The organism is Deltaproteobacteria bacterium (genome assembly GCA_009929795.1).
Classification (GTDB): domain Bacteria; phylum Desulfobacterota; class Desulfovibrionia; order Desulfovibrionales; family Desulfomicrobiaceae; genus RZZR01.
Genome location: RZZR01000037.1, coordinates 1 through 23,781 on the forward strand (window position 1 = coordinate 1; position 23,781 = coordinate 23,781).

At 60.1% G+C, this 23,781-nt stretch carries 23 protein-coding genes and 1 tRNA gene; 10 read left to right on the plus strand and 14 right to left on the minus strand.

The window, feature by feature from the left end; translation table 11 throughout:
• Window positions 1–574 (minus strand): hypothetical protein (locus tag EOM25_05995; protein ID NCC24739.1); only part of this gene is annotated, 574 nt, incomplete at its 3' end.
• A gap of 412 nt (window positions 575–986) precedes the next feature.
• Between EOM25_05995 and EOM25_06000 the strand changes: the two genes are divergently transcribed.
• The gene (locus EOM25_06000; protein ID NCC24740.1) at window positions 987–2,294 is read left to right on the plus strand and encodes a hypothetical protein; all 1,308 of its coding nucleotides are present in this window, start codon (window positions 987–989) and stop codon (window positions 2,292–2,294) included.
• Between the two features lie 72 nt (window positions 2,295–2,366).
• Here EOM25_06000 and EOM25_06005 read toward each other — a convergent pair whose 3' ends face one another.
• From EOM25_06005 to EOM25_06065, 13 genes are all read right to left on the minus strand, one after another.
• A complete protein-coding gene (locus EOM25_06005) occupies window positions 2,367–4,664 on the minus strand; it encodes a copper-translocating P-type ATPase (protein ID NCC24741.1) in 2,298 nt (765 codons plus the stop codon).
• A complete protein-coding gene (locus EOM25_06010) occupies window positions 4,661–5,602 on the minus strand; it encodes an RluA family pseudouridine synthase (GenBank protein ID NCC24742.1) in 942 nt (313 codons plus the stop codon). The genes EOM25_06005 and EOM25_06010 overlap by 4 nt, the downstream gene beginning before the upstream one ends.
• A gap of 46 nt (window positions 5,603–5,648) precedes the next feature.
• Window positions 5,649–7,877 carry a polyribonucleotide nucleotidyltransferase gene (gene pnp, locus EOM25_06015; protein ID NCC24743.1) on the minus strand — a complete coding sequence of 743 codons (2,229 nt, stop codon included), beginning with the start codon at window positions 7,875–7,877 and terminating at the stop codon, window positions 5,649–5,651.
• A 96-nt stretch (window positions 7,878–7,973) separates the two neighbouring features.
• Window positions 7,974–8,243, minus strand: a complete 270-nt coding sequence (locus tag EOM25_06020) for a 30S ribosomal protein S15 (GenBank protein NCC24744.1) — start codon at window positions 8,241–8,243, stop codon at window positions 7,974–7,976.
• A 41-nt stretch (window positions 8,244–8,284) separates the two neighbouring features.
• On the minus strand, window positions 8,285–9,241 hold the full coding sequence (truB, locus tag EOM25_06025; GenBank protein ID NCC24745.1) for a tRNA pseudouridine(55) synthase TruB: 957 nt from the start codon (window positions 9,239–9,241) through the stop codon (window positions 8,285–8,287).
• A gap of 1 nt (window position 9,242) precedes the next feature.
• Complete coding sequence (locus EOM25_06030) at window positions 9,243–10,208, minus strand: bifunctional oligoribonuclease/PAP phosphatase NrnA (GenBank protein ID NCC24746.1); 966 nt, start codon at window positions 10,206–10,208, stop codon at window positions 9,243–9,245.
• Window positions 10,165–10,524 carry a 30S ribosome-binding factor RbfA gene (gene rbfA, locus EOM25_06035; protein NCC24747.1) on the minus strand — a complete coding sequence of 120 codons (360 nt, stop codon included), beginning with the start codon at window positions 10,522–10,524 and terminating at the stop codon, window positions 10,165–10,167. The genes EOM25_06030 and rbfA overlap by 44 nt, the downstream gene beginning before the upstream one ends.
• 63 nt (window positions 10,525–10,587) lie before the next feature.
• Window positions 10,588–10,875 carry a DUF503 domain-containing protein gene (locus EOM25_06040; protein ID NCC24748.1) on the minus strand — a complete coding sequence of 96 codons (288 nt, stop codon included), beginning with the start codon at window positions 10,873–10,875 and terminating at the stop codon, window positions 10,588–10,590.
• Window positions 10,876–10,952: 77 nt separating this feature from the next.
• On the minus strand, window positions 10,953–13,616 hold the full coding sequence (locus tag EOM25_06045) for a translation initiation factor IF-2 (protein NCC24749.1): 2,664 nt from the start codon (window positions 13,614–13,616) through the stop codon (window positions 10,953–10,955).
• Between the two features lie 8 nt (window positions 13,617–13,624).
• Window positions 13,625–13,819, minus strand: a complete 195-nt coding sequence (locus EOM25_06050; GenBank protein ID NCC24750.1) for a YlxR family protein — start codon at window positions 13,817–13,819, stop codon at window positions 13,625–13,627.
• Between the two features lie 50 nt (window positions 13,820–13,869).
• Entirely contained in the window at window positions 13,870–15,228 is a 1,359-nt protein-coding gene (nusA, locus tag EOM25_06055; protein ID NCC24751.1) for a transcription termination factor NusA, read from the minus strand.
• Window positions 15,229–15,230: 2 nt separating this feature from the next.
• Window positions 15,231–15,791 (minus strand): ribosome maturation factor RimP, encoded by a 561-nt coding sequence (locus EOM25_06060; protein NCC24752.1) that lies wholly within the window; start codon window positions 15,789–15,791, stop codon window positions 15,231–15,233.
• Window positions 15,792–15,946: 155 nt separating this feature from the next.
• Window positions 15,947–16,022: transfer RNA gene (locus EOM25_06065), tRNA-Gly, on the minus strand.
• Between the two features lie 191 nt (window positions 16,023–16,213).
• Here EOM25_06065 and rpsB point away from each other — a divergent pair.
• From rpsB to tsaB, 9 genes are all read left to right on the plus strand, one after another.
• Entirely contained in the window at window positions 16,214–16,999 is a 786-nt protein-coding gene (gene rpsB / locus EOM25_06070; GenBank protein ID NCC24753.1) for a 30S ribosomal protein S2, read from the plus strand.
• Window positions 16,996–17,592 carry a translation elongation factor Ts gene (tsf, locus tag EOM25_06075; GenBank protein NCC24754.1) on the plus strand — a complete coding sequence of 199 codons (597 nt, stop codon included), beginning with the start codon at window positions 16,996–16,998 and terminating at the stop codon, window positions 17,590–17,592. The genes rpsB and tsf overlap by 4 nt, the downstream gene beginning before the upstream one ends.
• An 89-nt stretch (window positions 17,593–17,681) precedes the next feature.
• Window positions 17,682–18,401, plus strand: coding sequence for a UMP kinase (locus tag EOM25_06080; protein ID NCC24755.1), 720 nt, complete (start codon window positions 17,682–17,684; stop codon window positions 18,399–18,401).
• A 2-nt stretch (window positions 18,402–18,403) separates the two neighbouring features.
• Window positions 18,404–18,958, plus strand: a complete 555-nt coding sequence (locus EOM25_06085; GenBank protein ID NCC24756.1) for a ribosome recycling factor — start codon at window positions 18,404–18,406, stop codon at window positions 18,956–18,958.
• Window positions 18,959–19,077: 119 nt separating this feature from the next.
• Window positions 19,078–19,815, plus strand: coding sequence for a di-trans,poly-cis-decaprenylcistransferase (uppS, locus tag EOM25_06090; GenBank protein NCC24757.1), 738 nt, complete (start codon window positions 19,078–19,080; stop codon window positions 19,813–19,815).
• Window positions 19,799–20,632, plus strand: coding sequence for a phosphatidate cytidylyltransferase (locus tag EOM25_06095; GenBank protein ID NCC24758.1), 834 nt, complete (start codon window positions 19,799–19,801; stop codon window positions 20,630–20,632). The genes uppS and EOM25_06095 overlap by 17 nt, the downstream gene beginning before the upstream one ends.
• A 17-nt stretch (window positions 20,633–20,649) precedes the next feature.
• Complete coding sequence (locus EOM25_06100) at window positions 20,650–21,870, plus strand: 1-deoxy-D-xylulose-5-phosphate reductoisomerase (GenBank protein NCC24759.1); 1,221 nt, start codon at window positions 20,650–20,652, stop codon at window positions 21,868–21,870.
• Window positions 21,867–22,934 (plus strand): RIP metalloprotease RseP, encoded by a 1,068-nt coding sequence (gene rseP / locus EOM25_06105; GenBank protein ID NCC24760.1) that lies wholly within the window; start codon window positions 21,867–21,869, stop codon window positions 22,932–22,934. The genes EOM25_06100 and rseP overlap by 4 nt, the downstream gene beginning before the upstream one ends.
• A gap of 3 nt (window positions 22,935–22,937) precedes the next feature.
• Window positions 22,938–23,627: a tRNA (adenosine(37)-N6)-threonylcarbamoyltransferase complex dimerization subunit type 1 TsaB gene (gene tsaB, locus EOM25_06110; protein NCC24761.1), complete on the plus strand. Its 690-nt coding sequence runs from the start codon at window positions 22,938–22,940 to the stop codon at window positions 23,625–23,627.
• The last annotated feature ends 154 nt before the right edge of the window (window positions 23,628–23,781 follow it).

Here is a 23,781-nt window from a genome sequence, read left to right on the forward strand (position 1 = left end):
GGGTGGTTGTCTCGCCCTCGAAATACTCTTCGGCCAAGGCCGAGGCATGGGCCAAGAGATCACGATAGGGGAACGTCACGGCATCGCGAAGGTCCGGGGCAAAGGTGCCGTTCACGCTGGCCTGGAGAAACAAGACGTAGTCGGCAACGCTCAGCCTTTGGCCCACGGTGCAGAGGAGCACGGCGGCTTCGGTATCCGGAGTGACAAAGGTGTCTTCGGCCTCGTAGGCCCCTTGGCCGGGGTAGCCAAGGACGACGGCCCGCAGGATGCGGCCATCCTTTTCGACCTGGATGATGGCATGATCCGGCCAGGGCCAGGTAGTCACCGGAACGCTGTAACGGCCATCGCCCTGAACGGGACCGCTGGATCGGCCGAAGATCGTGCCATTGGCGTTCATGACCACGACCGAGGCTCCCTGGGCATCCAGTCCGGTCACCTGGCCTGAGATGGTGCCCGAATCCGAAGAATTTCCGGAACCACCGCCATCGCAGGCCTGGAGAGACAGGGTCGCGGCCAAGGCGATCAGCAGGGCCAGGGCCGAAAAGCGGATCATGCACAGGATGTGATGGACCAAGAAGCCTCCGGGGCTGGGTGAATAGATATATGCTCAAATCCTACCTCTGATTTTGGCCAAGGGCAAGCCCTTCGAGGAGATTAATGGCTTGACGATGTCAGTCCCGGCCAGCGGGCACCTCTCGTCAAACTATGCCCGATTCCTGAAACTCAGCATGAAGGTTCCGAATTTGGCCGACCAGGCCGGATCCTCCAGGATCGTCCGGGACGATCAGCGATCGCAAAGACCGGAGCCCCCTTGACGTTTCCCATTTTCTGGAGACCAAGGGGGTGAGTGATCCGGTCCATGTGGTCTGAATGCGGACAGGGGCTTGATTCTCCTGGCCTCGGGGTGCATGGTGGGGCCGTCGATGATCGGGGTGCGTCAACGAGTTGGGGACGGTCCCTTGTCATTTTCCCAGAGGAGTCGGACCATGAAGCGCGGTTTTTTTGCCATCCTTGCCTTCGTTATGGCCCTGGCGTCCGGCCAGCATTCCGGAGCGACCGAACTCCGGGCCCGGGGGGAGTTCAAGACTCAGTTCAGCTGGTGGCACAACGCCGCTCCGGGCGGACCGGACTTTTCCGACGAAACCAGGGAGACCTTCACGGCCATGCAGCGGATCCGGATGTGGTTCGATTTCGTGGTCAGCGAAAATCTGAAGGCCACCTATGCCGCCGAGGCGAGCACCTTCCATTGGGGCGACCCGGCTGCGGGCATGGCCACCGGAGGCAGATCGGCCAATGTCAAGACCCTGGAGGCCTATGTGGACTTCCGGGTGCCGGGTCTCTCCGATGCCGGACTGAGGGTGGGTCTTCAGCCCTTTGTCGTCCCGGGTAATCTGGGTTCCCACGTCTTCGACGACCGGGCTACGGCCATCCTGGCCACCATCCCGGCCGGAGATCATCTCGGTCTGACCGGAGGCTGGGCCCGTCCCTACAACGGATGCCCAAACGAGCCGGAAACGAGCGAAGCCCTGGATCTGGCCCTGCTCTTCCTCCCCGTGCACGTCGACGGTCTGGAGGTGACCCCGTATTACATCCACGCCTTTGTCGGCGACGATCTGCCCTCGGTCCGGAAGCTGAGTGCCAACCCCGGGGTGCCGGAGGCTCCGGTGACGGGCAACGCCAAGGCTTGGTGGGCCGGAGCCAGCGCCCGGGCGGCCATCTTCGACCCCTTGGTGGTCATGGCCGACTTCACGTACGGCCGGTTCTCCCAGGACCGGGATCCGGCCACGGGCCTGGAAAAGATCCAGGGCTGGGTCATGGACCTGGCTGTGGACTATGTTCTGGAGTCCATGACCCCGGAGGTCTTTTTGCTCTATCAGAGCGGGGACACGGACAAGAGCGACGGGGTCGTGGGGGTCATGCCGGCCCTGTTCCCGGACGTGGCCGCGACGACATTTCTCTACGACGGCTCAGCCCTCCTGGACGGCGGGGGCAACGGCGGTGTCTGGGAGGTCTCGCCTCTCTGGGCCGTGGGCGGGAAGATCAAGAATCTGACCCTGGTTCCGAGCCTGTGTCACACATTGACCCTAATGTACGCCCGGGGCACGAGCGATACGGATTGCGGCCAGACCTTCCATCGCAAGGACAGTCTGTGGGAGGCCGATCTGGACACCAGATACGCCATTTTCGAGGAATTGGCCGCCGTGGCCGAGCTGGGCTACATCAAGCCTTCATATGACGATCGGGAAAGCAAGGCCGCCTACCGTCTGTCCCTGGGTTTGGCCTACACGTTCTGATCGAAGGTTCCTTTTTCCCCAATTTTCAGTGCCGTTTCCCCTGCATGCCCGAGTCGAACCCGGCCCAGGCGATCACGGGGCGCCGGGGATCGGGTCCATCCTCTGTGACGGTCTGAATCGCCGGAGTCTCAGGGCATTGGTGACCACGATGGTCGAACTCAGGGCCATGGCCGTTCCGGCCAGCATGGGGTTCAAGGTCGGACCGTCGAAGATGTGGAGGACCCCGGCGGCCACGGGGATGCCCAGGATGTTAAAGGCGAAGGCCCAGAAGAGGTTCTGACGGATGTTGGTCATGACGGCCCGGCCAAGGTCGATGGCCGTGACCACGGACAAGGGATTGTCGTTCATGAGGACCACGTCGCCGGCGTCCATGGCGATGTCCGTGCCCGAGGCCATGGCTAGGCCCACTTGGGCCCGGGCCAGGGCTGGAGCGTCGTTGATGCCGTCGCCGACCATGGCCACCGGGCCGAGGCGGTCTTGCAGGTCCCGGATGGCTCCTACCTTGCGGTCGGGCAGGACCCCGGCCGAGACATCTTTTATGCCAAGGCTCGCGGCCACGCTCCGGGCCGTGGATTCCTGGTCGCCGGTGAGCATGGCCACGGCCAGCCCCCTCCTCTTCAGACCCTCCACCGCCTCCCGGGCCCCGGCCTTGACCGGGTCGGCCACGACCACCAGGCCTGCCGGTTCATTGTTCTCGGCCACCAGAATCACGGTGTGCCCGTCCCGGGAATGGACCTGGACCTGGGCTTTGTGCTCCTCCTGCCATTGGCCCTCGTTTCGATCCATCAGGGCCTGATTGCCGACCAGAATCCGACGTCCATCGGCCAGACCTGAGATGCCCATGCCAGGAAAGATCTCGACGTTCTCCGGAGCAGGGAACCCAATCCCGGCCTTTTCAGCGGCCTGAAGCACGGCCCGGGCCAGAGGATGCTCGGACCTGGACTCGATGGATGCGGCCATGGCCAGGATGTCCTGTTCGGTCCGATCGGACAGGGGGACCACGGCCACGGTTTCGGGCCGGCCCTTGGTCAGGGTTCCAGTTTTGTCAAAGACTACGGCCCGGATGGATTCCAGGGACTGGAGCGGGCCCCCGCCCTTGATGAGCACACCGAGGCCGGCCCCGACACCGGTGCCGACCATGATGGACATGGGCGTGGCCAGGCCCATGGCACATGGACAGGCGATGACCAGGACGGCCACGGCGATACGCAGGGCAAAGGGAAAGTTCTCGCCGCCCACGATCCACCAGGCCAAACCGGAAACCAGGGCTACGACCATGACCACAGGGACGAAATAGAAGCTGATCCGGTCGGCCAGGTCGGCGATGGGGGCCTTGGAGCCCTGGGCCTCCTGGACCAGGCGGATGATGCCGGCCAGAAGGGTGTCGGGCCCCACCTCCCGGGCTTGGACGACCAGAGGACCGGTCATGTTCACGGTTCCGGCCGAGACGCTCTGGCCCGGGGCCCGGGAGGTGGGCATGGGTTCGCCGGTGAGCATGGACTCGTCGATGCGCGAGGATCCCTCCCGAACCAGACCATCGACCGGAATGCGCTCGCCGGGCAGGACCAGAACCATGTCGTCGGGCCGGATGGATTCGACAGGGACGGTGATCCGGTTTTGGCCGTCAAGGACCGTGGCCGTCTTGGGCGTCAGGGCCAGAAGTCCCTGGATGGCGCTGGTGGTCTGGAGACGGGAGCGGGCCTCGAAATATTTGCCCAGGGATATGAGGGTCAGGAGCACGGCCGCGGACTCGAAATAGAGGTCGTGGGCCAGATGGGCCGAGCCGGTCAGGACGATGGCGGCCGTGTTCCAGACGGAGTAGGCAAAGGCGGCCCCGGTGCCCAGGGCCACTAGGCTGTCCATGTCCGGGGAACGCCGGGCCAGGGCCGGAAAACCGCGAAGGTAGAAGCCGCGACCGATCCAGACGACGGGCAGGCAGAGGAGAAGCTGGGTCAGGGCGAAGGCTCTGGGCGAGGCCTCTGGGCTCAGGAATTCGGGCAGGGGCAGGCCCATCATGGGGCCCATGGCGACGAGAACCAGGGGCAGGCTGAACCCAAAGGCCGGGAGCAGTTCGGCCTGCATGGCCGAAAGCCTTGTCTGGGCCTCTTTTTGGCGGCGTTCAAAGTCCGCTTGAGGGTCTGCGGCCATCCTGGCGGTGAATCCCAGACCCTTGATGGCGGTTTGGATGTCCTGGGTGTCGACCATGCCAGTTTCCAGAACAAAGGTTCCGGTCCCGCTGGCCAGGTTGACCCGGGCCGAGATCACCCCGGGCATTTTGCCGACGACCCGCTCGATGCGGGCCGAGCAGGCGGCGCAGTGCATGCCTTCAATGTCGAGATGAATGGTGGCGGATGTGGATGTCTTGGTCATGGATGTTGTCCGGCGCTAATAGGGTGAGCTATCTTCATGGCCAGTGTCCAGTCCTCTGACGTGACCTGCCAGGGCTCGGGCCAGGGGGGACGGGAAATGAAGGCCCTGTTCTCCCAGACCAGGCAACAGGAATGGAGGAGAAGGCCATGGGGCCAGGGCCGGTCGCCGTACTTGGCGTCCCCGACGATGGGGTGGTCGCGAAGGCCGAGCTGGGCCCGGATCTGGTGCTTGCGGCCCGTCAGGAGGCGAACCAGGATCAGGCCATGGTTGCGGGGGGTGGTCCGCAGGACAGTGGCGGTCATTTGGCAGACCTGTCCCTGGCCCGAAGCCATCTTTTCTTTTCCTGGGCCTCCGGTCAACCGAAGGCGGTCTTCAAGGATCGCCGTTCCCTGAAGGGCCGAGGCGTTCCGGCACCAGCACAGGTAGTGCTTGCCAACGAGATGCTCCTGCCAGAGCGTCTGCATGTGGCGGAGAAAGGAAAAGGATCTGGCTACCAGGAGCAGGCCCGAGGTGTCCCTATCGAGTCGATGAACCGGAACTGGGGCAAAGGAATCGTCCGGGAACATGGACCGCAGACGCCCGATGATGGAATCGTTCCAGCCCGAACCTGGATGGACAGGAATTCCCCGGGGTTTGTCAATGACGAAGAGGTCTGCGTCGGCATGGAGAATGGGGACCCGGCCGACAGGGTCTTGGGTGGATGCGGCCTGCATTTTCACCGGAGGAACCCGGAGGTTCTGCCCGGCCCGGACCCGGTCAAAGGGCTTGACCCGTCCGCCGTCCAGGCGGACCTGACCGGTCCGAATGAGCCTTTGGATGGCCGAGCGCGGGACTTGGCCCTGGAAGAGGGACTCCAGGAAGACCAGGATTTTTTGGCCCTCCTGTTCCGGGCCGATGCGGATGTGACGGACAGGATGGGAGGTCGTTTCTTTGTTCATAAAATGGAAAAGGCGCTCCGGAGAGCGCCTTTGATCGACATTCTACTTATCGTCGCGGACCTCGGGAGCCGCCACCCCGGCGGTTGTCCCCGCCGGACGGCCTCCGGCCTCCGCCCCCGCCGGTGCGGGCCGGTCGGGCCGCGGCCTCAAGATCAAAGGTCTCGCCGGCCTCCTCCATGAGGACGGCCTGACGGCTGAGGCGCAGGCGCCCGCCGGGTTCGATCTCGATGACCTTGACCTTGATGCGGTCGCCTTCGCGGACCACGTCCGTAACCTGTTCCACTCGATCCCGGGCGAGCTGGGAAATGTGGACCAGCCCCTCGACTCCGGGCAGGATTTCGACAAAGGCACCGAAATCCATGACCTTCTTGACCGGGCCTTCGTAATCCGTACCCAGTTCGGGCCTCTGGTCGTAGAAGAGGACCATTTCCTTGGCCTTGGCCAGGCTTTCCAGGGTCGGGGCGAAAATGGAGATGAGGCCCGAGTCGTCGATGTCGATGGAGGCCTCGGTGGCCAGGGTGATGGCCTTGATGTTCTTGCCGCCGGGTCCGATGACATCCTTGATCTTGGCCGTGTCGATGCGGACCACTTCCATCTGAGGGGCGTACTTGGACAGCTCGGCCCTGGGCTTGTCCAGGACCTTGGCCATTTCCGCCAGGATGTGGAGGCGGGCATCACGGGCCTGTTCTAGGGCCTGGGCCATGACCTCGGTGGGAATTCCACCGATCTTGATGTCCATCTGGATGGCGGTCACGCCCTCGGCCGTCCCGGCGACCTTGAAGTCCATGTCGCCCAGGTGGTCTTCGTCACCGAGGATATCGGTCAGGACGACGCATTTCTCGCCCTCCTTGATGAGGCCCATGGCAATGCCGGCCACAGGGGCCGAAACCGGAACACCGGCGTCCATGAGGGCCAAAGAGGCCCCGCAGACCGAAGCCATGGACGAGGACCCGTTGCTTTCCATGACCTCGGAAACGATACGCATGGTAAAGGGAAAGTCCTCGGCGGTGGGCAGGACCGGAGTCAGTGCCCGTTCGGCCAGGGTGCCGTGTCCGACTTCGCGTCGGGACGGGCTGCGGAGCATCTTGGCCTCGCCCACGCAATAGGGCGGGAAGTTGTAATGGAGCATGAAACGCTTGGTGACCTCTCCGGTCAGGGTCTCGATGCGCTGCTCGTCCCGGGTGCTGCCCAGGGTGGCAATGCAGAGGGCCTTGGTTTCGCCGCGGGCGAACAGGGATGACCCGTGGGCCCTGGGGAGGAGGCCGGTCTCAATGCCGAGAGGCCGGACCGTCTTGGTGTCCCGGCCGTCGATGCGCACGCCCCGGGTGAGGATCTTTTCCCGGACGATCTCCTTTTCCAATTCCTCGAGCATGGACTTGGCAGGCTTCAGACGATCGGGCTCGTCCTCGAATTCCGTGGCCAGAGCGGTCAGGACCGATTCTCGGACCTCGGACTTGGCCTGCTTTCGGGCCATCTTTTCCGGCACCGACAAGGCCTCGGCCATGGGGGCCGCGGCCAGTGACCGGACGCGGTCGAGGAGCTGGGTGTCAACGGCCGGGATTTCGATGGCGATTTTATCCTGCCCGAGCTTTTCCCGAAGTTCCTCCTGGGCGAGCAAAAGGGGTTGGATCTGTTCGTGGGCCCAGGATATGGCCTCGGCCATGAGGCTCTCGGAAACGAAGTTCCCGCCGCCCTCGACCATGACGATAGCGTCCTTGGACCCGGCCACAACGAGATTCAGCAGGCTTTTTTGGAGATCGAGCCTATTGGGATTGATGACGAAGTGATCGTCAATATACCCGATGCGGGCGCCGGCAATGGGTCCCAAAAATGGGATCTTGGAGATGTGCATGGCGGCCGAGGCTCCGGTGATGGCCAGGACATCGGGATCGAAAAAGGGGTCGGCCGAGATGACCGTGGCGATGATCTGGACCTCGTCACGGAATCCGTCCGGAAAAAGGGGGCGGATAGGGCGGTCGATGAGGCGGGAAACCAGGGTCTCCCGGTCGCTGGGCCGTCCAATTTCGCGTCGGAAATAGCCTCCGGGGATTCGACCGGCCGCATAGGACATTTCCTGGTAGTTGACGGTCAGCGGCATGAAGTCCACCTCCCGGAAGGCCGCCTGGGTGACCGCCGTCACAAGGACGATGGTTTCGCCGCATTGAACGGTGACGGCACCATGGGCCTGAAGGGCCAGCTTGCCGTGCTCGAAAGTTATGGCGCCTTCGCCTTGGCCGACCTGGAGGGTGGTGGTCTCGAAAATCTTTGATGACATAATTATTCCTTGTTCACGTCGAAAACGATTCTGCTCCGTCAGGAAGCAGCGATTTGAGCGGGGCGCCGAATCGGTCGGCGCCCCGTATGAGCGTTGTTATTTGCGTATGCCGAGTCTGGCGATCAGTTCCCTGTATCTCTGGATATCCTTGTCCTTGAGATACTTGAGGAGCTTTCTTCTCTTGCCGACGAGCTTGAGGAGACCATTGCGGGAATGGAAGTCCTTTTTGTGGACCTTGAAGTGCTCGGTCAGGTAGGTGATGCGGGAGGTCAGAAGGGCCACCTGGACCTCCGGCGATCCCGTGTCGCCTTCCTTGTGCCGAAATTCCTCGATGATCTTGTTCTTTTCCTCTGGTGTCATGACCACAGCGATATCCTCCTTGAAAATCGTGATGGGGGCCGTTGGTTCTATTCAGTTTTTTGGGCCGGTTCTTCGTCCGACCACAGTCCGCGAAGAATGGACCAGCGGGTCCGGTTTTCTTGCAAAACGGCCTCGACCATGGCGATGGGTGAGCCGTCCGAAGCATGAAACAGCCTCCGCTCACCGGGTTCATTGGCCTTGATGCCCTCACTGTCAGCCGGAAGCCGGACCCCTTGGCGGATGGCCAGCGTCTGTGCCTGGTCGAGCCGGGTAGTCTTCCAGTGAGGAAGAACCTCAGACAGAGGGATCAGCAGGGAACCCAACGCGTCTTTGTCATGCTCGAGCACTTCATCCAGGGACCTGGCCTGAGCCAATCCATACGGATGGCAAGCCTCGCGAACGAGTTCCGTCAACACTGCCCCGACACCAAGTCGCTTCCCCAAGCTGTGGACCAGGGAGCGCACATATGTGCCCTGGGAGCAGGTGACCCGGAACCGGACCCGGGGGAGGTCGACCCCGATGACCTCCGCCTGATGGATCCGAATCCTTTTGATTTTGACCGGGACGTCCAGGCCGGCCCGTTGCAGAGCATACAATGGTCGACCCTTGTATTTGGCCGCGGACACCGGAGGCACTTCCTGGTCCTCAAGGTCCTGCCAAGCCCGGATTTCGGAATGTACCATGTCCTCATGAACGTCCTGCCACGGTCTCTCCTCGAGAACCCGACCCTGGATGTCGTATGAGTCGGTTTCAAGGCCAAGGACCATGACGCCGGCATAGGTCTTCTTTTCCTCGGTCAGGTAGGAAGCCATTTTGGTGGCCTGTCCAAACAGAACGAGGAGCACACCCGCGGCCAGGGGATCCAACGTGCCGGCGTGGCCGATTTTCTTCTGCCCGAACCGACGTTTCAGAGTGTTCAGACAGTCCGTCGAGGTCGGGCCGCTCGGCTTGTTCAGGACCAGCAGACCGTCAAGTTGGGGCTCCCACCTGCGACTTCCAGACATGTCAGTTCGCCAGGGTCTTGTCCAGGGTTCTGACCATGGCGTCCCTGGCTTGAGCCAAGGGAGCCTGGATGGCTCCACCGGAGGCGTTGCGGTGTCCGCCGCCCCCGAAGGCCTCGGCCACTCTTCGGACATCGACCTCACCCCAGGAGCGGAGGCTGAACTTGACCTTGCGGGGCTCGTCCTCTCGCAGGCTGACAGCCACATCGACGCCGCGGATGGACCGAACTTGGTTGACCAGCCCTTCGCAGTCTTCGGCTCTGGCTCCGGTGGTGGCGAAGTCGTTCAGGGAGACCGCGATCATAGCCACACGGCCGCCGCAGAGAAGCTCGGCCCGGCGAAGGACCTCGCCCTGAAGTCGGATCTTGGCCAGAGAGGACTGACGTTCCATCTGCCCCGTAAACCAGTTCAGGTCCAGCCCCAGGCGAAGAATCGCCGAAGCCATGTCCAGTGTCTCGGGGCGTGTATTGCCGTAGCTGAAGGAACCGGTGTCGCTGACCATGGCCAGGAATATTCCCTGACCTATGCCGCCGGACAGAGGGACGTCCAGGGCCAGGGCCAGGGTGCCAATCATCTCGCCCACCGAGGACATGGTTGGCTCCACCCAATTGACATGGCCGAACATGGAGTTGCCGAGATGGTGGTCGATGTTCACAGTGACGACATGTTCCATGAGGGCCTCAACGATCTTGCCGGCCCGGTCGCGGGCCCCGCAATCCAGAACCAGCATGCACTGGGGCTGAAAGGTCCCCAGGTCGTCCTGAAGCGGGGAAGGCATTTTCATCCAGGCTAGACGCTCGGGCATGCCGGAACCGTTGAACACGACGTATCGCTTACCCATGGCGTCCAGGATCCCGCCCATGGCGGCCATGGATCCGACGGCGTCGCCGTCCGGATTCTCGTGGGCTGTGACCAGGAATTCGTCTTTATCGTTCAGAATGCGGATCAGGTCGTTCAAATTCCTGTCCATATATCATCTCTTTGAGAAATGTGTCCCAGGCGAACCGAAGCTCGGGAACGGTCCGCAGCCGGAGACAGGATCCAAGGCGCGACCGGAGAAAACCCTGGGCTCCGCCGAAGGCCTCGATGATTTCCGCGGCCTTTTCCTCGCCTTGGAAATGTGTGAACAGAACCTCGGCTATGGAGAAGTCCTTGTTCATGCGGACGCCGGTCACGGTCACGAAGGCCAGACGAGGGTCCTCGATTTCTTCGACCAGTATCCTGGCAATTTCCTGCATGACCTGATCGGCCATCCGGGACGCTCGCCGCCCCTGCGCTCTGTGCATGATTCCGCTCCAAGATGGCGTTCTGGTTTGAGTTTAAGGCTAGGCTCCGGTGCCAGGCTAACATTAGGCCCCGAAGACCTCGACGGAAACATCGGTCAGCTCTTCTGAACTGACGGCCTCAACCATGGCCAGGGCCTTGTTGAGCTGGGCCTCGACCCTCTGTTTGGAGTTGGAGACATGGACCACGGCCAGAAGCAAGGCGTCGCAGTCGTCACTGTCCCCGACTTCGGCCACGGAAACATTGAAGGAGTTTCTGAGCTTGGCCTTCAGACTGTTGGCGATGTTCCGCTTGTCCTTGAGAGACCGGATGTCGTGCAGCCTGAATTTTAGCGTCAGGGCGCCGATGAGCATATGCTTCCCAGATCCAGGTCCGTCGCGGCGTAACTCGTACTGGCCCATAATTGGCGCCTGAGATCGCCATGACTCGTTTAATCCAGCGTTCGTTTTTCCTCGACCTGATCAAAGGCCTCGATGATGTCCCCGACCTTGATGTCGTTGTAGTTCTCGAGGCCGCATCCGCACTCGAAGCCCTTGGTGACTTCCTTGACGTCGTCCTTGAAGCGTTTCAGGGAGCTGAGCTTTCCGGTGTAGATGACCACGCCGTCGCGGAGAAGTCTGATGCGGGCGTTGCGCTGGAGCTTGCCGTCAACAACGGCGCACCCGGCCACCGTCCCGGCCTTGGGCACGCTGAAGGTCTGGCGCACTTCGGCCTGGCCGAGGTAGACCTCTTTGATTTCCGGGGAGAGCATGCCGGACATGGCATCCTTGATTTCTCCGACCAGCTTGTAGATGATATCGTAGAACCGGATTTCAATTTTTTCCTGATCGGCGATTTCCTTGATCTTGGCCGTGGGCCTGATGTTGAAGCCAAGGATGATGGCCGAGGAGGCCGATGCCAGCATGATGTCAGACTCGGTGATGGCTCCGGCACCGCCGTGGATGACCTGGACCTTGATTTCGTCCGTGGAAAGCTTGTGCAAGGACTCGACAACGGCCTCCAGGGAACCCTGGACGTCGGCCTTGACCACGAGGTTCAGGTTTTTGACCTCCTCGTCGGCCTTTGTGGCCAGGAATTTTTCCAGGGTTATCTTGCTTTCCTTGAAGAGATCCTTTTCCCGCTGCTTGCTTTGACGGCTTTCGGCGATTTTGCGGGCCATACGTTCGTCAATCAGGACGGCGAATTCATCGCCGGCCTCGGGTACTCCCTCGAAGCCTTGGATCTCGACGGGAATGGATGGCCCTGCCGAGTTGATCTTGCGTCCTTGGTCGTTGAACAGGGCCCGGACCTTGCCGCTGAAGAGCCCGCAGGCAAAGGGGTCGCCCTGGGAGATGGTTCCTTCCTTTATCAGAACCGTGGCCACCGGGCCTCGTCCCTTGTCCAGGCGGGCTTCCACGATGTGCCCCCGGCCTGGCTTGTTCGGGTTGGCCCGAAGCTCAAGGACTTCAGCTTGAAGCAAGACAAGCTCCAGAAGTTCGTCGATGCCTACCAGTTTTTTGGCCGAAACCTCACAGAAAATCGTGTCGCCGCCCCAGGCCTCGGGGACAAGCCCGTGGTCAGCCAGTTCGCGCATGACCCGTTCAGGATTGGCCCCTTCCTTGTCGATCTTGTTCACGGCCACGACGATGGGCACCTTGGCGGCCTTGGAGTGGTTGATGGCCTCCCTGGTCTGCTCCATGACTCCATCGTCGGCGGCAACCACGAGGATGACTAGGTCGGTGACCTGGGCTCCTCGGGCTCGCATGGCGGTGAAGGCCTCGTGGCCTGGAGTGTCAAGAAAAACGATTTCTCCTCGTTTGGTCCGGACGTGGTAGGCCCCAATGTGCTGGGTGATGCCACCGGCCTCGCTGTCCGTGACCCTGGAGGTACGGATGGCGTCGAGGAGGGAGGTCTTGCCGTGGTCTACATGGCCCATGATGGTAACCACCGGGGGCCTGGGCCTCAGGTCCTCTGTCTTGTCCTCCTCCTTGGGCAGGAGGTAGTCGTCTTCGGAAAAACCGACGTTCTCGACTTCGTAGCCGTACTCGGAGGCGAGAAGGGCCGCGGTTTCCATGTCGATGGACTGGTTGATGGTGGCCATGGTGCCCATGCCCAGCAGGGTCTTGATGAGATCCTGGGCCTTGATGCCCATTTGCTGGGCTAGATCTGCCAGCCTAATGACCTCGTCGATCCGGATTTTTCTTTTGGATGCCTTGATGGGTTGGGTTGTGATCTTGGATTTGGCATCCCGCTGGTCTTGGCCGGCCTTGCCCTTTTTGCCGAGCCGAATCCCTTTCTGGCCAGTTAAGGTCGGAATGGCGTTTTCACGATGGTCATGGTACATTTTGGACGTGTCGACTATACGTTTGCCTTTACGGACCTTGCGTTTTTTGGCAGCGGCGTCACGCTCTCCTCGTTGCACCTTAGGATCGGCTTCGGCCTCGTCAATCTTTGCCGCGGGGGCGACCTCGACGGGATCGGGGATGGAAATGATGCGGACCTGTGGAGCGGGCCGGTCCTTTTTCTTTTTGACCTTTTTCTTGGTCTTGGCGGGCTCCCCGCCATCGACGGGGGCAGTTGGCGGCTCCTGGGCCTGGACGTCTTTGTCTGGCGTCGCAACTTCCGGATGTTCGACCGCTTCGGCGGCGGTTTCTTCCACCTGAGGCACAAACACATCGGGGATGGCGGTGCCCTCCGGCTTGGGGGAGGTCTCGGCAGGAGGCTTCTCCTCCCGGCTGGCCACGGGAACGACGATTCGGGCCCCTTGGTGGCGGATCCGGGCCGGTTCGGCGGCAGGAGCCGCTTCGACGGGCAGATCTTCCTCCGGGCGAGCCTCGGTCCGGGCGTCCTGGACCTCGTCCTGATTCTTTTCCGGCCGTGCGTCCCGGCGAGAGCGATGGCGGACAATGACCCCTGGGCGGACCTTACGTTCCTCGACCCGGGGTTTTTCGGCCCGATTCTTGAATTTTTCCTCTGCCGCTTGGGCCTCGGCATCGGTCAGTCCGCTCATGTGGCTCTTGACGCTCACATTGAGTTCCCGAAGCAGGCCGATGAGTTCCCTGTTCGATATGCCCAGCTTCAGGGAAAGATCCCTGACCCGAATTTTCGCACCCATGCCTTTCGCTACCCCCTACGTTTCTTTCGAGCCGCCCCGAAGGCGGCCATCTTGACCTTGCACGCCTCGTTCGCGCAGAGGTAGAATCCCCTGCCCGGTGCGCGTCCTGTGAGGTCTGGAACCAGTTTGTCGCTTCCGTTCATGATCCGAACATACCGGGTCAGCTCCGACTTTGAAAACCGCTGTCGGCAGATGACGCACATGCGGACCGGAACGTGACCGGGTGCGCGGTCCCCGGTTGTTGTATCTCGTTTCACTTATCAGGGCCTGTCGGCTCCTCGTCGGTCTTTTCCGGGCCATCATCCTCTCGGTCCGGTTTTGGAGCTCCTTGGTCTTCCTGTCCGTCTTCTTCGAAGTCTCCATCCTTGGGCTCTGCCGGGGCCTTGAGCAGGAGGTTCAGGGCAGCCTTGATTCCGACCAGATTGGTCTCGTTCAGGCCCGCGATCTGCTGGAGCAGTTCGTCGTCGCTGAGTGCCGCCAGGTCTTCGATCCTGGTGATGCCAGCCTGAAGGAAGTTGTCCACGGGTAGATCGGCGACGCTGGCGACCTGTTCCAGGCCTTGCGAGCCGGGATGCAGGGTCCCGAACTTCGTTTCGGTGAAGACATCAATGTGCCACCCCAAAAGCCGGGAGGCGAGCTTCACGTTCTGTCCTTTGCGGCCGATGGCGGGCGTGAGCTGGTCGTCGGGCACCACGACCTCCAGAGACTTATTGTCGTCATCGACCATGATCTTGGATATTCGGGCCGGAGAGAGAGCGTTGACCGCATAGGTGGCGATCTCCGGGTGCCAGAGGACGATGTCGATGCGTTCCCCGCGGAATTCCTGGACGATGTTCTGAATCCTGGATCCCTTGACCCCGACGCAGGCCCCGACCGGATCGACGTCGGAATCGGTCGAGAGCACGGCGACCTTGGCCCGTAGGCCGGGATCCCTGGCAACGCCCATGATCCTGACTGTGTGGTCGGCTACCTCGGGTACTTCACGGCGGAACAGGGCGGACATGTAGTCGGTGTGGGACCTGGAGACGATGATCTGCGGGCCTCGGCCCTCCTTGCGAACCTCGATGACATAGGCCTGGACCCGGTCACCCTGGCGAAACCGTTCCTTGGGTATTTGCTGTTCCCTGGGAAGGAGGGCCTCGGTCCGGCCAAGGTTGATGATCCATCCGGACCGGTCACGTCGTTGGATAATCCCGCTCACGATTTCTCCGACACGGTCCTTGTATTCCTCGTAGATGATTTCCTGTTCGGCATCCCGCATCCGCTGGATAATGACCTGCTTTGCCGCCTGGGCAGCGATGCGGCCGAGGTCAGAGACGACCATTTTGAAGCCCATCTCGTCGTCGATCTCGACGTTGGGATCATGCTCGCGGGCTTCGGCCAGGACGATCTCGGTGTTGGGATCGGCTAGCTCCTCGACGACAATCTTGAACTGGTAGACGTCGATGTTCCCGGTTTCCTCGTTGAAGCTGACCTCAATGTCGAGGTCGTCTCCGTATTTTTTGGCCACCGAGGCTCTGATGGCCTGTTCTAGGGTGTCCACGAGAAGATCGCGGTCAATGCCGCGGTCCTTGCTAATTTGGTCGATGGCTTTTTTCAGCTCAATGTTCATACTCATGGTTTCTCCGATCGCTTTGCCGACGAACGGTCGGCAAAGTCACCGTCGTTATTCGGACTGGTCGACGTACGCTCGCGGTGGAAAGGATCATCGACGACCAAGTTGACGCTCTTGATTTCGTTCCATGCAAACGTTTCGGTCCCCTGTTCGGCTTTGATGCGAAAGATTCCATCGTCGAGAACGGCATCAAGGGCCCCCCGGAAGGTCTTGGCCCCTTGGCGGGGGATCTGCAGGCGGACGAGAACCGTTTCGCCCACGTAGCCGGCCAACTGTCCAGGCTCGAAAAATCGTCGTTCCATTCCCGGCGATGAAACCTCCAATCTATACCGTCCGGGCATGACGTCCTCAACGTCGAGGAGCAACCCGATCTTACGGCTCAATTCGGCACACCGCTCCACGCTCACTCCTCCGGGCTCGTCCACATAGATCCTGAGGACTCCGGTCCGCCCCGGGGCTGTATGACACTCGACGCCCCAGAGGTCGAGGCCGAGGTCGATGCATATGGGGGCGATCAGGGCCTGTACGCGGTCGGGGGCTGTATACGTTTGGTCGGACATAGAAGCCTCCGCTCGTGCGCGCTAAGCTGGAGCCGGGCGGGCTTTTTGGGCCTTTGCACCGTGAGTTTCCGGTGGCACGAAGGCTTGTGCTAAAAAAAAAGTGGGCCGAATCGGCCCACTCCCGATGAAAACCACAGGTTCATTGATTCAAGGAGTGGAGCGGATGACGGGGGTCGAACCCGCGACACCAAGCTTGGGAAGCTTGTACTCTACCAACTGAGCTACATCCGCTCGATCAGGAGGGCTTCTACATCACCGGGTGGGTGTTCTGTCAAGTGATTTGGCGACCCGCCAATTTTTTTCTTGCCAACACCGGAAGGAACGTATATTTTCATACGCTTTCATCCCGCACGCCCGGAGATAATTGGGTGTCCAGGTTATGGACGGCCCGGGCGGAGGAAAAACCCAGGAGGTTCAGTAGTATGGGCTATGTCACTATGAAGGAGATGCTGGAGACCGGAGTCCACTTCGGCCACCAGACTCGGAGGTGGAATCCCAAGATGCGTCCTTATATTTTCGGTGCGCGCAAGGGGATTCACATCATCGATTTGCAGCAGACCGTCAAGCTTTTTCAGGATGCCTATGATTTCGTGGCCGACACCGTGGCCGAGGGAGAGCAGGTCATCTTCGTCGGCACCAAGCGCCAAGCCCAGGACGTGGTCCGTGCCGAGGCCGAGCGGGCCGGCATGTTTTTTGTTACCAACAGGTGGTTGGGCGGGACATTGACGAATTTTCAGACAATCAGCCGGAGTGTCGATCGTCTCAAGAAGCTCGAAACCATGTTCGAGGATGGAAGCACCGAACGCTTCGTGAAGAAGGAGGTGCTGGGGATGAGTCGGGAGGTTTCCAAGCTGAACGACGTGCTTGGCGGTATCAAGGACATGGAGAAGATGCCCGGCGCCGTCTTTATCATTGATCCTAACCGGGAGGAGATCGCAGTCAAGGAATGCCGCAAGCTTGGGATACCGATCGTGGCCGTGGTCGACACCAATTGCGATCCCGATGTGATCGATTACATCATTCCTGGAAATGACGATGCGATTCGGGCCATCAAGCTTTTTGCCGGGGCCATTGCCGATGCGTGCCTTGAGGGGCAGGGCAGGAGGAAGGAATCGGCCGCGTCGAAAAAGTCCGAACCCGTTTCCGAGAAGACGGTATCAGCCAATGTCGATACCGACGATGATAATGAGGAGGATGATCGTAAATGAGCATTTCAGCACAGATGGTCAAGGCCCTTCGCGACAAGACTGGGGCGGGAATGATGGATTGTAAGAAGGCCTTGGTGGAGTGCAACGGGGACGATGAGCGCGCCGTGGCGTGGCTTCGCGAAAAAGGGCTGGCCAAGGCCCAGAAAAAAGCCGGTCGAGCGACATCGGAAGGCTGGATTGGTTCGTACATTCACTCCAACGGCAAGATCGGAGTCATGGTCGAGCTGAAGTGTGAGACGGATTTCGTGGCCAAGAACGAGCTGTTTCTGGCTACCGCCAAAGACATTGCCATGCAGATCGCGGCGGCTTCTCCGCTTTGCGTAAGTTCCGACGAGATTCCTGAAAAGGTTCTGGCCCAGGAAAAAGAGATCTATATGGCCCAGGCTCTGGACGAAGGGAAGCCGGCAAACATCGCCGAGAAGATCGTCGAAGGTCGGCTGAAGAAATTCTGCAAGGAAGTCTGTCTTCTGGACCAGGCCTTTATCAAGGATGATTCTAAGACCATTCAAGACCTGGTCAACGACTTGGTGGCCACCCTGGGTGAGAACATCCAAATCGGACGGTTTCATCGTATGGTTCTGGGGGCTGAGTAGCAGCCGACAACAAAGGGGGCCTTTGGCCCCTTTTTTTTTGCCCAATTTTCCTGTAAGCGTCACGCACCAATCAGACAGACAGGATTCAAATGTCACAATTGCAGTACTCTAGGATTCTTCTTAAGCTGAGCGGGGAAGCCCTGGCCGGGGAACGCGGATTTGGCATCGATCCAGAAACCATCCGATCCGTGAGTGAGGAATTGGTCGAGGTGGCCAACCTTGGCGTTCAGATGAGCATCGTCATCGGGGGTGGCAATATTTTTCGGGGGGTGTCGGCCTCCTCTCAGGGCATGGATCGGGCCTCGGCCGACTACATGGGCATGCTGGCCACGGTCATGAATGCCTTGGCGGTCCAGGACCACATGGAGAAAATGGGTGTACCGACCCGAGTGATGACGGCCATCAGCATGCAGGAGGTGGCCGAACCCTATATCCGGCGCCGTGCCGTTCGGCATCTGGAAAAGGGACGGGTGGTCATCTGCGCCGCTGGGACCGGGATTCCGTATTTCACCACTGATACGGCCGCGGTGATCCGGGCCTTGGAGCTCAAGGCCACGGCCATCCTTAAGGCCACCAGGGTTGACGGGGTCTATGACAAGGATCCTGAAAAGTATGCCGACGCGGTCCGGTACGATCGTTTGACCCACATAGAGGTCCTGCAGCAAAGACTTCGGGTCATGGATTCGGCGGCCATCTCCCTGTGCATGGACAACGACCTGCCCATTGTCGTGTTCAACCTTTTCCGCAAGGGGAACATCAGGAGGGTCGTCATGGGCGACAGTGTCGGGACGACTGTAAAAGGAGAGTAGCCATGGATGCAGTGTACAAAGAGTGCCGTGAGAGGATGCAGAAGGCCATCGACACCCTTAGCCGGGAATTCGGCAAGCTTAGAACGGGTCGGGCCACCACGACCTTGGTGGACGATATCCGTGTCGATTACTACGGAACCCCCACTCCGATCAATCAACTGGCTTCGGTCACCGTACCGGATAGTCGGACCATCAGCATCCAGCCCTGGGATAGAAACGCCTTCGGAGAGGTTGAAAAAGCCATCCAGAAATCCGACCTCGGCCTCAACCCGGTCAATGACGGCAAGACCATCCGCATCAGCCTGCCGATTCTGACCGAGGAGCGCCGCAAGGACCTGGTCAAGGTGGCCAAGAAGTTCACCGAGGACTGCAAGGTTGCCATTCGGACCGTCCGCAGAGAACTCAATGACAAGTTGAAGAAGATGAAGAACGACAAGGAGATTTCCGAAGACGAAATGCATACCGGTCAGAGTGAGATCCAGACCCTCACGGACGGGTATGTCAAAAAATCTGACGAGGTCCTGGCCGAAAAGGAAAAAGAGATCATGGAGATCTGAACCTGGGCGGCCGCGAGAAGGCCTCCTCGCGGACCCGACTCCATATGCCAATGTTCGGCCGGCCAAATCCGACAGGATGGCCGGTCGTCACGTTTCAAGTTGGGAACAACCATCGAACAATGACCCAGACCCACCCACATATCAATCATCTGGCATGCATCATGGACGGCAACGGCCGTTGGGCCAGCAGTCGTGGCCTTTCCCGAAGCGAAGGCCATCGGGCCGGGGCCGACGCTGCCAGGGAGATCGTTCGGCATTGTCGGAACAGGGGCCTCGGGTATTTAACCCTGTACGCTTTTTCCAAGGAGAACTGGAGGCGTCCGGGCTCGGAAGTGTCTTTCCTCTTCGATCTGCTTCGTTCGTTCGTGCAACGGGAGCTGAATTCGCTCATGGAGCAGAACATTCGTCTTATTGTTCTCGGAGACACCGGCCCATTGCCCCTGGCCACCAGGACCGCCGTGGGCCACGCCTGCCGGACGACGGCAGGGAACAGCGGAATGGTCCTGAACATGGCCCTGAACTACTCCGGCCGGGACGAGATCGTCAGGGCATGCCGGACTATCGTTGCCAGCAAGATACCCCCGGACAGGATCGATGAGGATGTGTTTTCCTCGAACCTCTACACGGCAGGGCAGCCGGATCCTGACCTGATCATCAGGACGAGCGGCGAGATCCGTCTCAGTAATTACCTTCTTTTCCAGGCCGCCTACAGCGAGCTGTTTTTTACGGACACTCTGTGGCCGGACTTCACGCCCCGGGAGCTGGACGAAATCATCGCCACCTTCCGTCAACGCAGGAGGCGCTTCGGAGGTTTGGATTCGGACTCCGAGGAGGAGATACATGCAGGGACCAACTGAACAGGCCCAAGCACCGGCCGAAAACTCCCATCGGCGGCGAATTCTGACCTCAATTGTACTTTTGCCGGTACTTGGCGGCATCCTTTTTTGGGGTGGGTCGGCATTTGTCCTGGCCCTCATTCCGGTTTCCTGCCTTGGACTTTGGGAGCTCTATGGCCTTGTCTGGGGGGCTCGCGAAGAAATCTCACTCAAATGGGTCGGAACCATCCTGACTGCATCGACCATGGCCCTGCTTCCATGGCTTCCCAGGGAGGCGGTTTTACCGTGGCTGTTGTTTTGGGCATTGGCGACTTCCGCGGTTCTCTTCCTGGCCCGCTTGTCTCGGGATCCGGCTACGGCCAGGATGGAACCGTTTTTTTTCTATGTCTTTGGACTGGTCTATGTACCAGGTATGCTCGGCCTGTTCTGGTTTCTGGATCGGACGGAGGTCGTTCTTGTTCTGCTGGCGGCCTTTGCCACGGATACTGGAGGGTTCTACTGCGGTCGGTTCTGGGGGCGTTCCAAAATCTGGCCTGCAGTCAGTCCAAAAAAAACCTGGGAGGGTTCCCTCGGCGGTATGGGGCTGACCGTGGCGGTATGCGTCGCCTTCGGACTCTGGATCGGTACCTCCGTGATGGTGGCGGTGTTCTTTGGGATTATTCTCAATCTTGGGGCCCAGCTTGGTGATTTTTTCGAGTCCGGCCTGAAGCGATGGGCCGGGAAAAAAGACTCCGGCCCCTTCCTTCCAGGACACGGAGGCATCCTGGACCGCATTGATAGTATTCTCTTTTGCCTGCCGGTCTATCTGCTGGCCAGGGCATTTCATCCGTTTCACTAGAGGATTGACTCATGCGCATGGGCTATATCTCCCGTCTTGATGTTTCCTCCCTGCTGGCCCGCCCAAGGCGCAGGATCGTGATCCTCGGTTCGACCGGAAGCATCGGCCGGTCGGCCCTGGACGTGATTCGTCGCGATACCGGTGCCTTTGAAGTCCTCGGCCTGGCTGGGGCCAGGAATTTGAAACTTCTGGCCGAACAGGCCGCAACCTGGAGGCCGACCATTCTGTCCGTGCTGGAACCTGAAGACGAGAGTTCCCTACGCGGGCTTCTTCCCCGAGACTACAAGCCGGAGATTCTGTCCGGCGCCGAAGGGTATTGCGCAATGGCCGGGCATCCGGATGCCGACATGGTTCTTTCGGCCCAGGCCGGCGCGGCAGGTTTGGCGCCGACTTTGGCCGCAATCGAGGCCGGAAAGGTCGTGGCCCTTGCCAACAAGGAATCCATGGTTCTGGCCGGGCCGGTGATCAAGAAGGTCTGCGTCCGCTCAGGGGCGGTTATCCTCCCGGTGGACTCGGAGCACAATGCCCTGTTCCAGGCCCTGCAGGGGCACAACCCCCGGGAGGTGGACCGCATACTCCTCACGGCCTCGGGCGGCCCGTTCCGGTCTTATGGTCCGGATGCCTTGCAGGAGGTTACCCCGGCGCAGGCCCTTCGGCATCCGAACTGGGCCATGGGGCCTAAAATCACCATCGATTCGGCCACATTGATGAACAAGGGACTCGAGTTGATCGAGGCGGTCTACCTTTTCGACTGCGGAGTGAGCATGATCGAGATCCTCATCCATCCGCAGAGCATCGTCCATTCGATGATCCAGTACCGGGACGGTTCAGTTCTTGCTCAGATGGGTCCGCCGGACATGAGAATCCCGATTTCCTATGCGTTACATTTCCCTCTCCGGGGCCCGGCCGGGGTGAACCCTCTCGATTTTTTCGAAGTTGGCGCCCTGACATTCGAGCGGCCTCGAGAGGACGTATTCCCTGCCTTGCGTCTGGCCAGGGAAGCCATTGCCGCCGGGCCTGACTTCCCAGTAGTTTTGAACGCGGCCAATGAAGTGGCCGTGCAGGCCTTTTTGGACGGCAGAATACCTTTTACCGCCATCGTGGACATTTCCCGTCGGGCATTGGACGCCCATCGGCCTGCTCCGGCCAGGAATGTCGACGAGATTTTGGCCATGGACGCGGATACCAGACGACTGGCCACGGAAATGCTCGATTCGGGAGGCGTTATTCGATCATGATCTCATTCGTCCAGAGCGCGGCCGCCGTTGTTTTCGTCCTCGGTCTGCTCATCTTTTTCCATGAACTCGGCCACTATGCCGTCGCCAGGATGCTGGGGGTCGGAGTGAAGTGCTTTTCCCTCGGATTTGGTCCCCGCCTGCTGGGTTGGAAACGAGGAATGACCGACTACCGGGTGTCGGCCGTCCCGTTGGGCGGCTACGTCCGCCTTGTGGGAGACGAAGGTCCTGACGAGGGCTATCCTGATGCGGCCAGCTTCGCACTTCGTCCGGCTTGGCAAAGGATGGCCATCGTGGCTGCCGGGCCGATCTTCAATTTTGTCCTGGCCTGGTTCATATTCTGGGGCATATTCTGGGCCAACGGGCAGGCGGAGTTGGTCCCCAGGATCGGAACGGTTCAGGAGGACAGCGCGGCCCAGAGAGCCGGCATCGAGCCCGGGGACTTGATCGTTTCCATCGACGGCCTTTCTGCTCCATATTGGAGTGACCTTCTGAATCATGTCCAAGACAGCGGCGGCCGGACTTTGATGCTCGAACTGGAACGGGGCGGTCAGGTTATGAGGGTCAGCGTCACGCCGATGATGCAGGATCGCAAAAATATTTTTGGCGAGTCGAAGATGATTCCCATGATCGGAGTCACTCCGTCCGGTGAAGTGGTGGACATCCCGCTGGGCCTTTTGGCATCGGCCGAGGCCGGGCTGGTTCAAACCTGGATGCTCATTCGTCTGACCGTGCTCGGACTTGTCAAGTTGGTACAGCGGGTCGTTCCCCTAGACAATGTCGGTGGGCCGATCATGATCGCCCAGTTGGTGGCTGAACAAGTTGAAAACGGCGTTATCCATCTTTTTTCGTTGGCGGCTCTGATCAGTGTCAATCTAGGTCTTCTCAACCTCTTGCCCATTCCGGTTCTGGACGGTGGACATATTCTCTTTTATGCTATCGAAATGATCCGAGGTCGTCCCTTGAACGAACGGATGCGACAGGCGGCCGTCCGTGTCGGCCTGGCCGCCTTGGTTGGGCTTATGGTTCTGGCGACGTTCAACGACATACTGCGTACTTTTCGGTAGTCGATGTATCTGGCCGTCAATGCCACCGATTCCCATGTCCAAGTCGTCTTGGCCGCCGGACAGCGGGGAATGCTCTACGGAGAGGAGCGGTTCGGCCAAGGTCGAGCCATGGCCTTTGTTGGTGTCATGACCCAGAGGGTTCTTGACGTGGCTGGGGTGAAACCGCATGACCTGCACGGCGTGGCGGTCGTGGTTGGCCCAGGCAGTTTCACCGGCATCAGGATCACAGCGTCTTTCGTCTATGGTTTGGCCAAGTCAACTGAACTGCCGACGGCCTCTGTATCCAGTTTGGAGCTTTGGGCCGAGGAAGTCAGTTCCGGGCTGTCTCGACAAGGGAAAACCTGGGTCGCAATCCAGGCGAGGCAAGGTCAGTCCATTGTCCAGTGTTTCGAACTAGGCCCCAAGCCAAGGCCCTTGACGATACCGCGCCTGATGAAATGTTCCGAATTGGAGACGATTCTTCAGGGGCGTATGGATTCGGGTGAGTTTTGCCTGGCAGGAACCGCGGTTAAGGCCTCGGATGAGAATTTTTTTCGTGGACATATATACGGTAGGAACCGCACTTCGCTTCGGAGTCTGGCAACCATGGCCTTGCGGGCCGGATATGGGGACGAAGATTTGACCATGTTTTATGGACGTCCGGCCGACGCTGAATTGTGCAGAAAGGTCATTGAATTTGGGAGAGGGATTTAATTATTAATAAAAATAATATGTTATGAAATACGCTCGATTAATTTTTTTTAGAGTGCGGCTTGATGGCCGGGTAATGATGGGGTAAGGCCTTTGAAAAACCGGAGGGGAACATGAGCGGGTTTATGTTGACAGAGGAAAAAGTGAACAGGCTGGA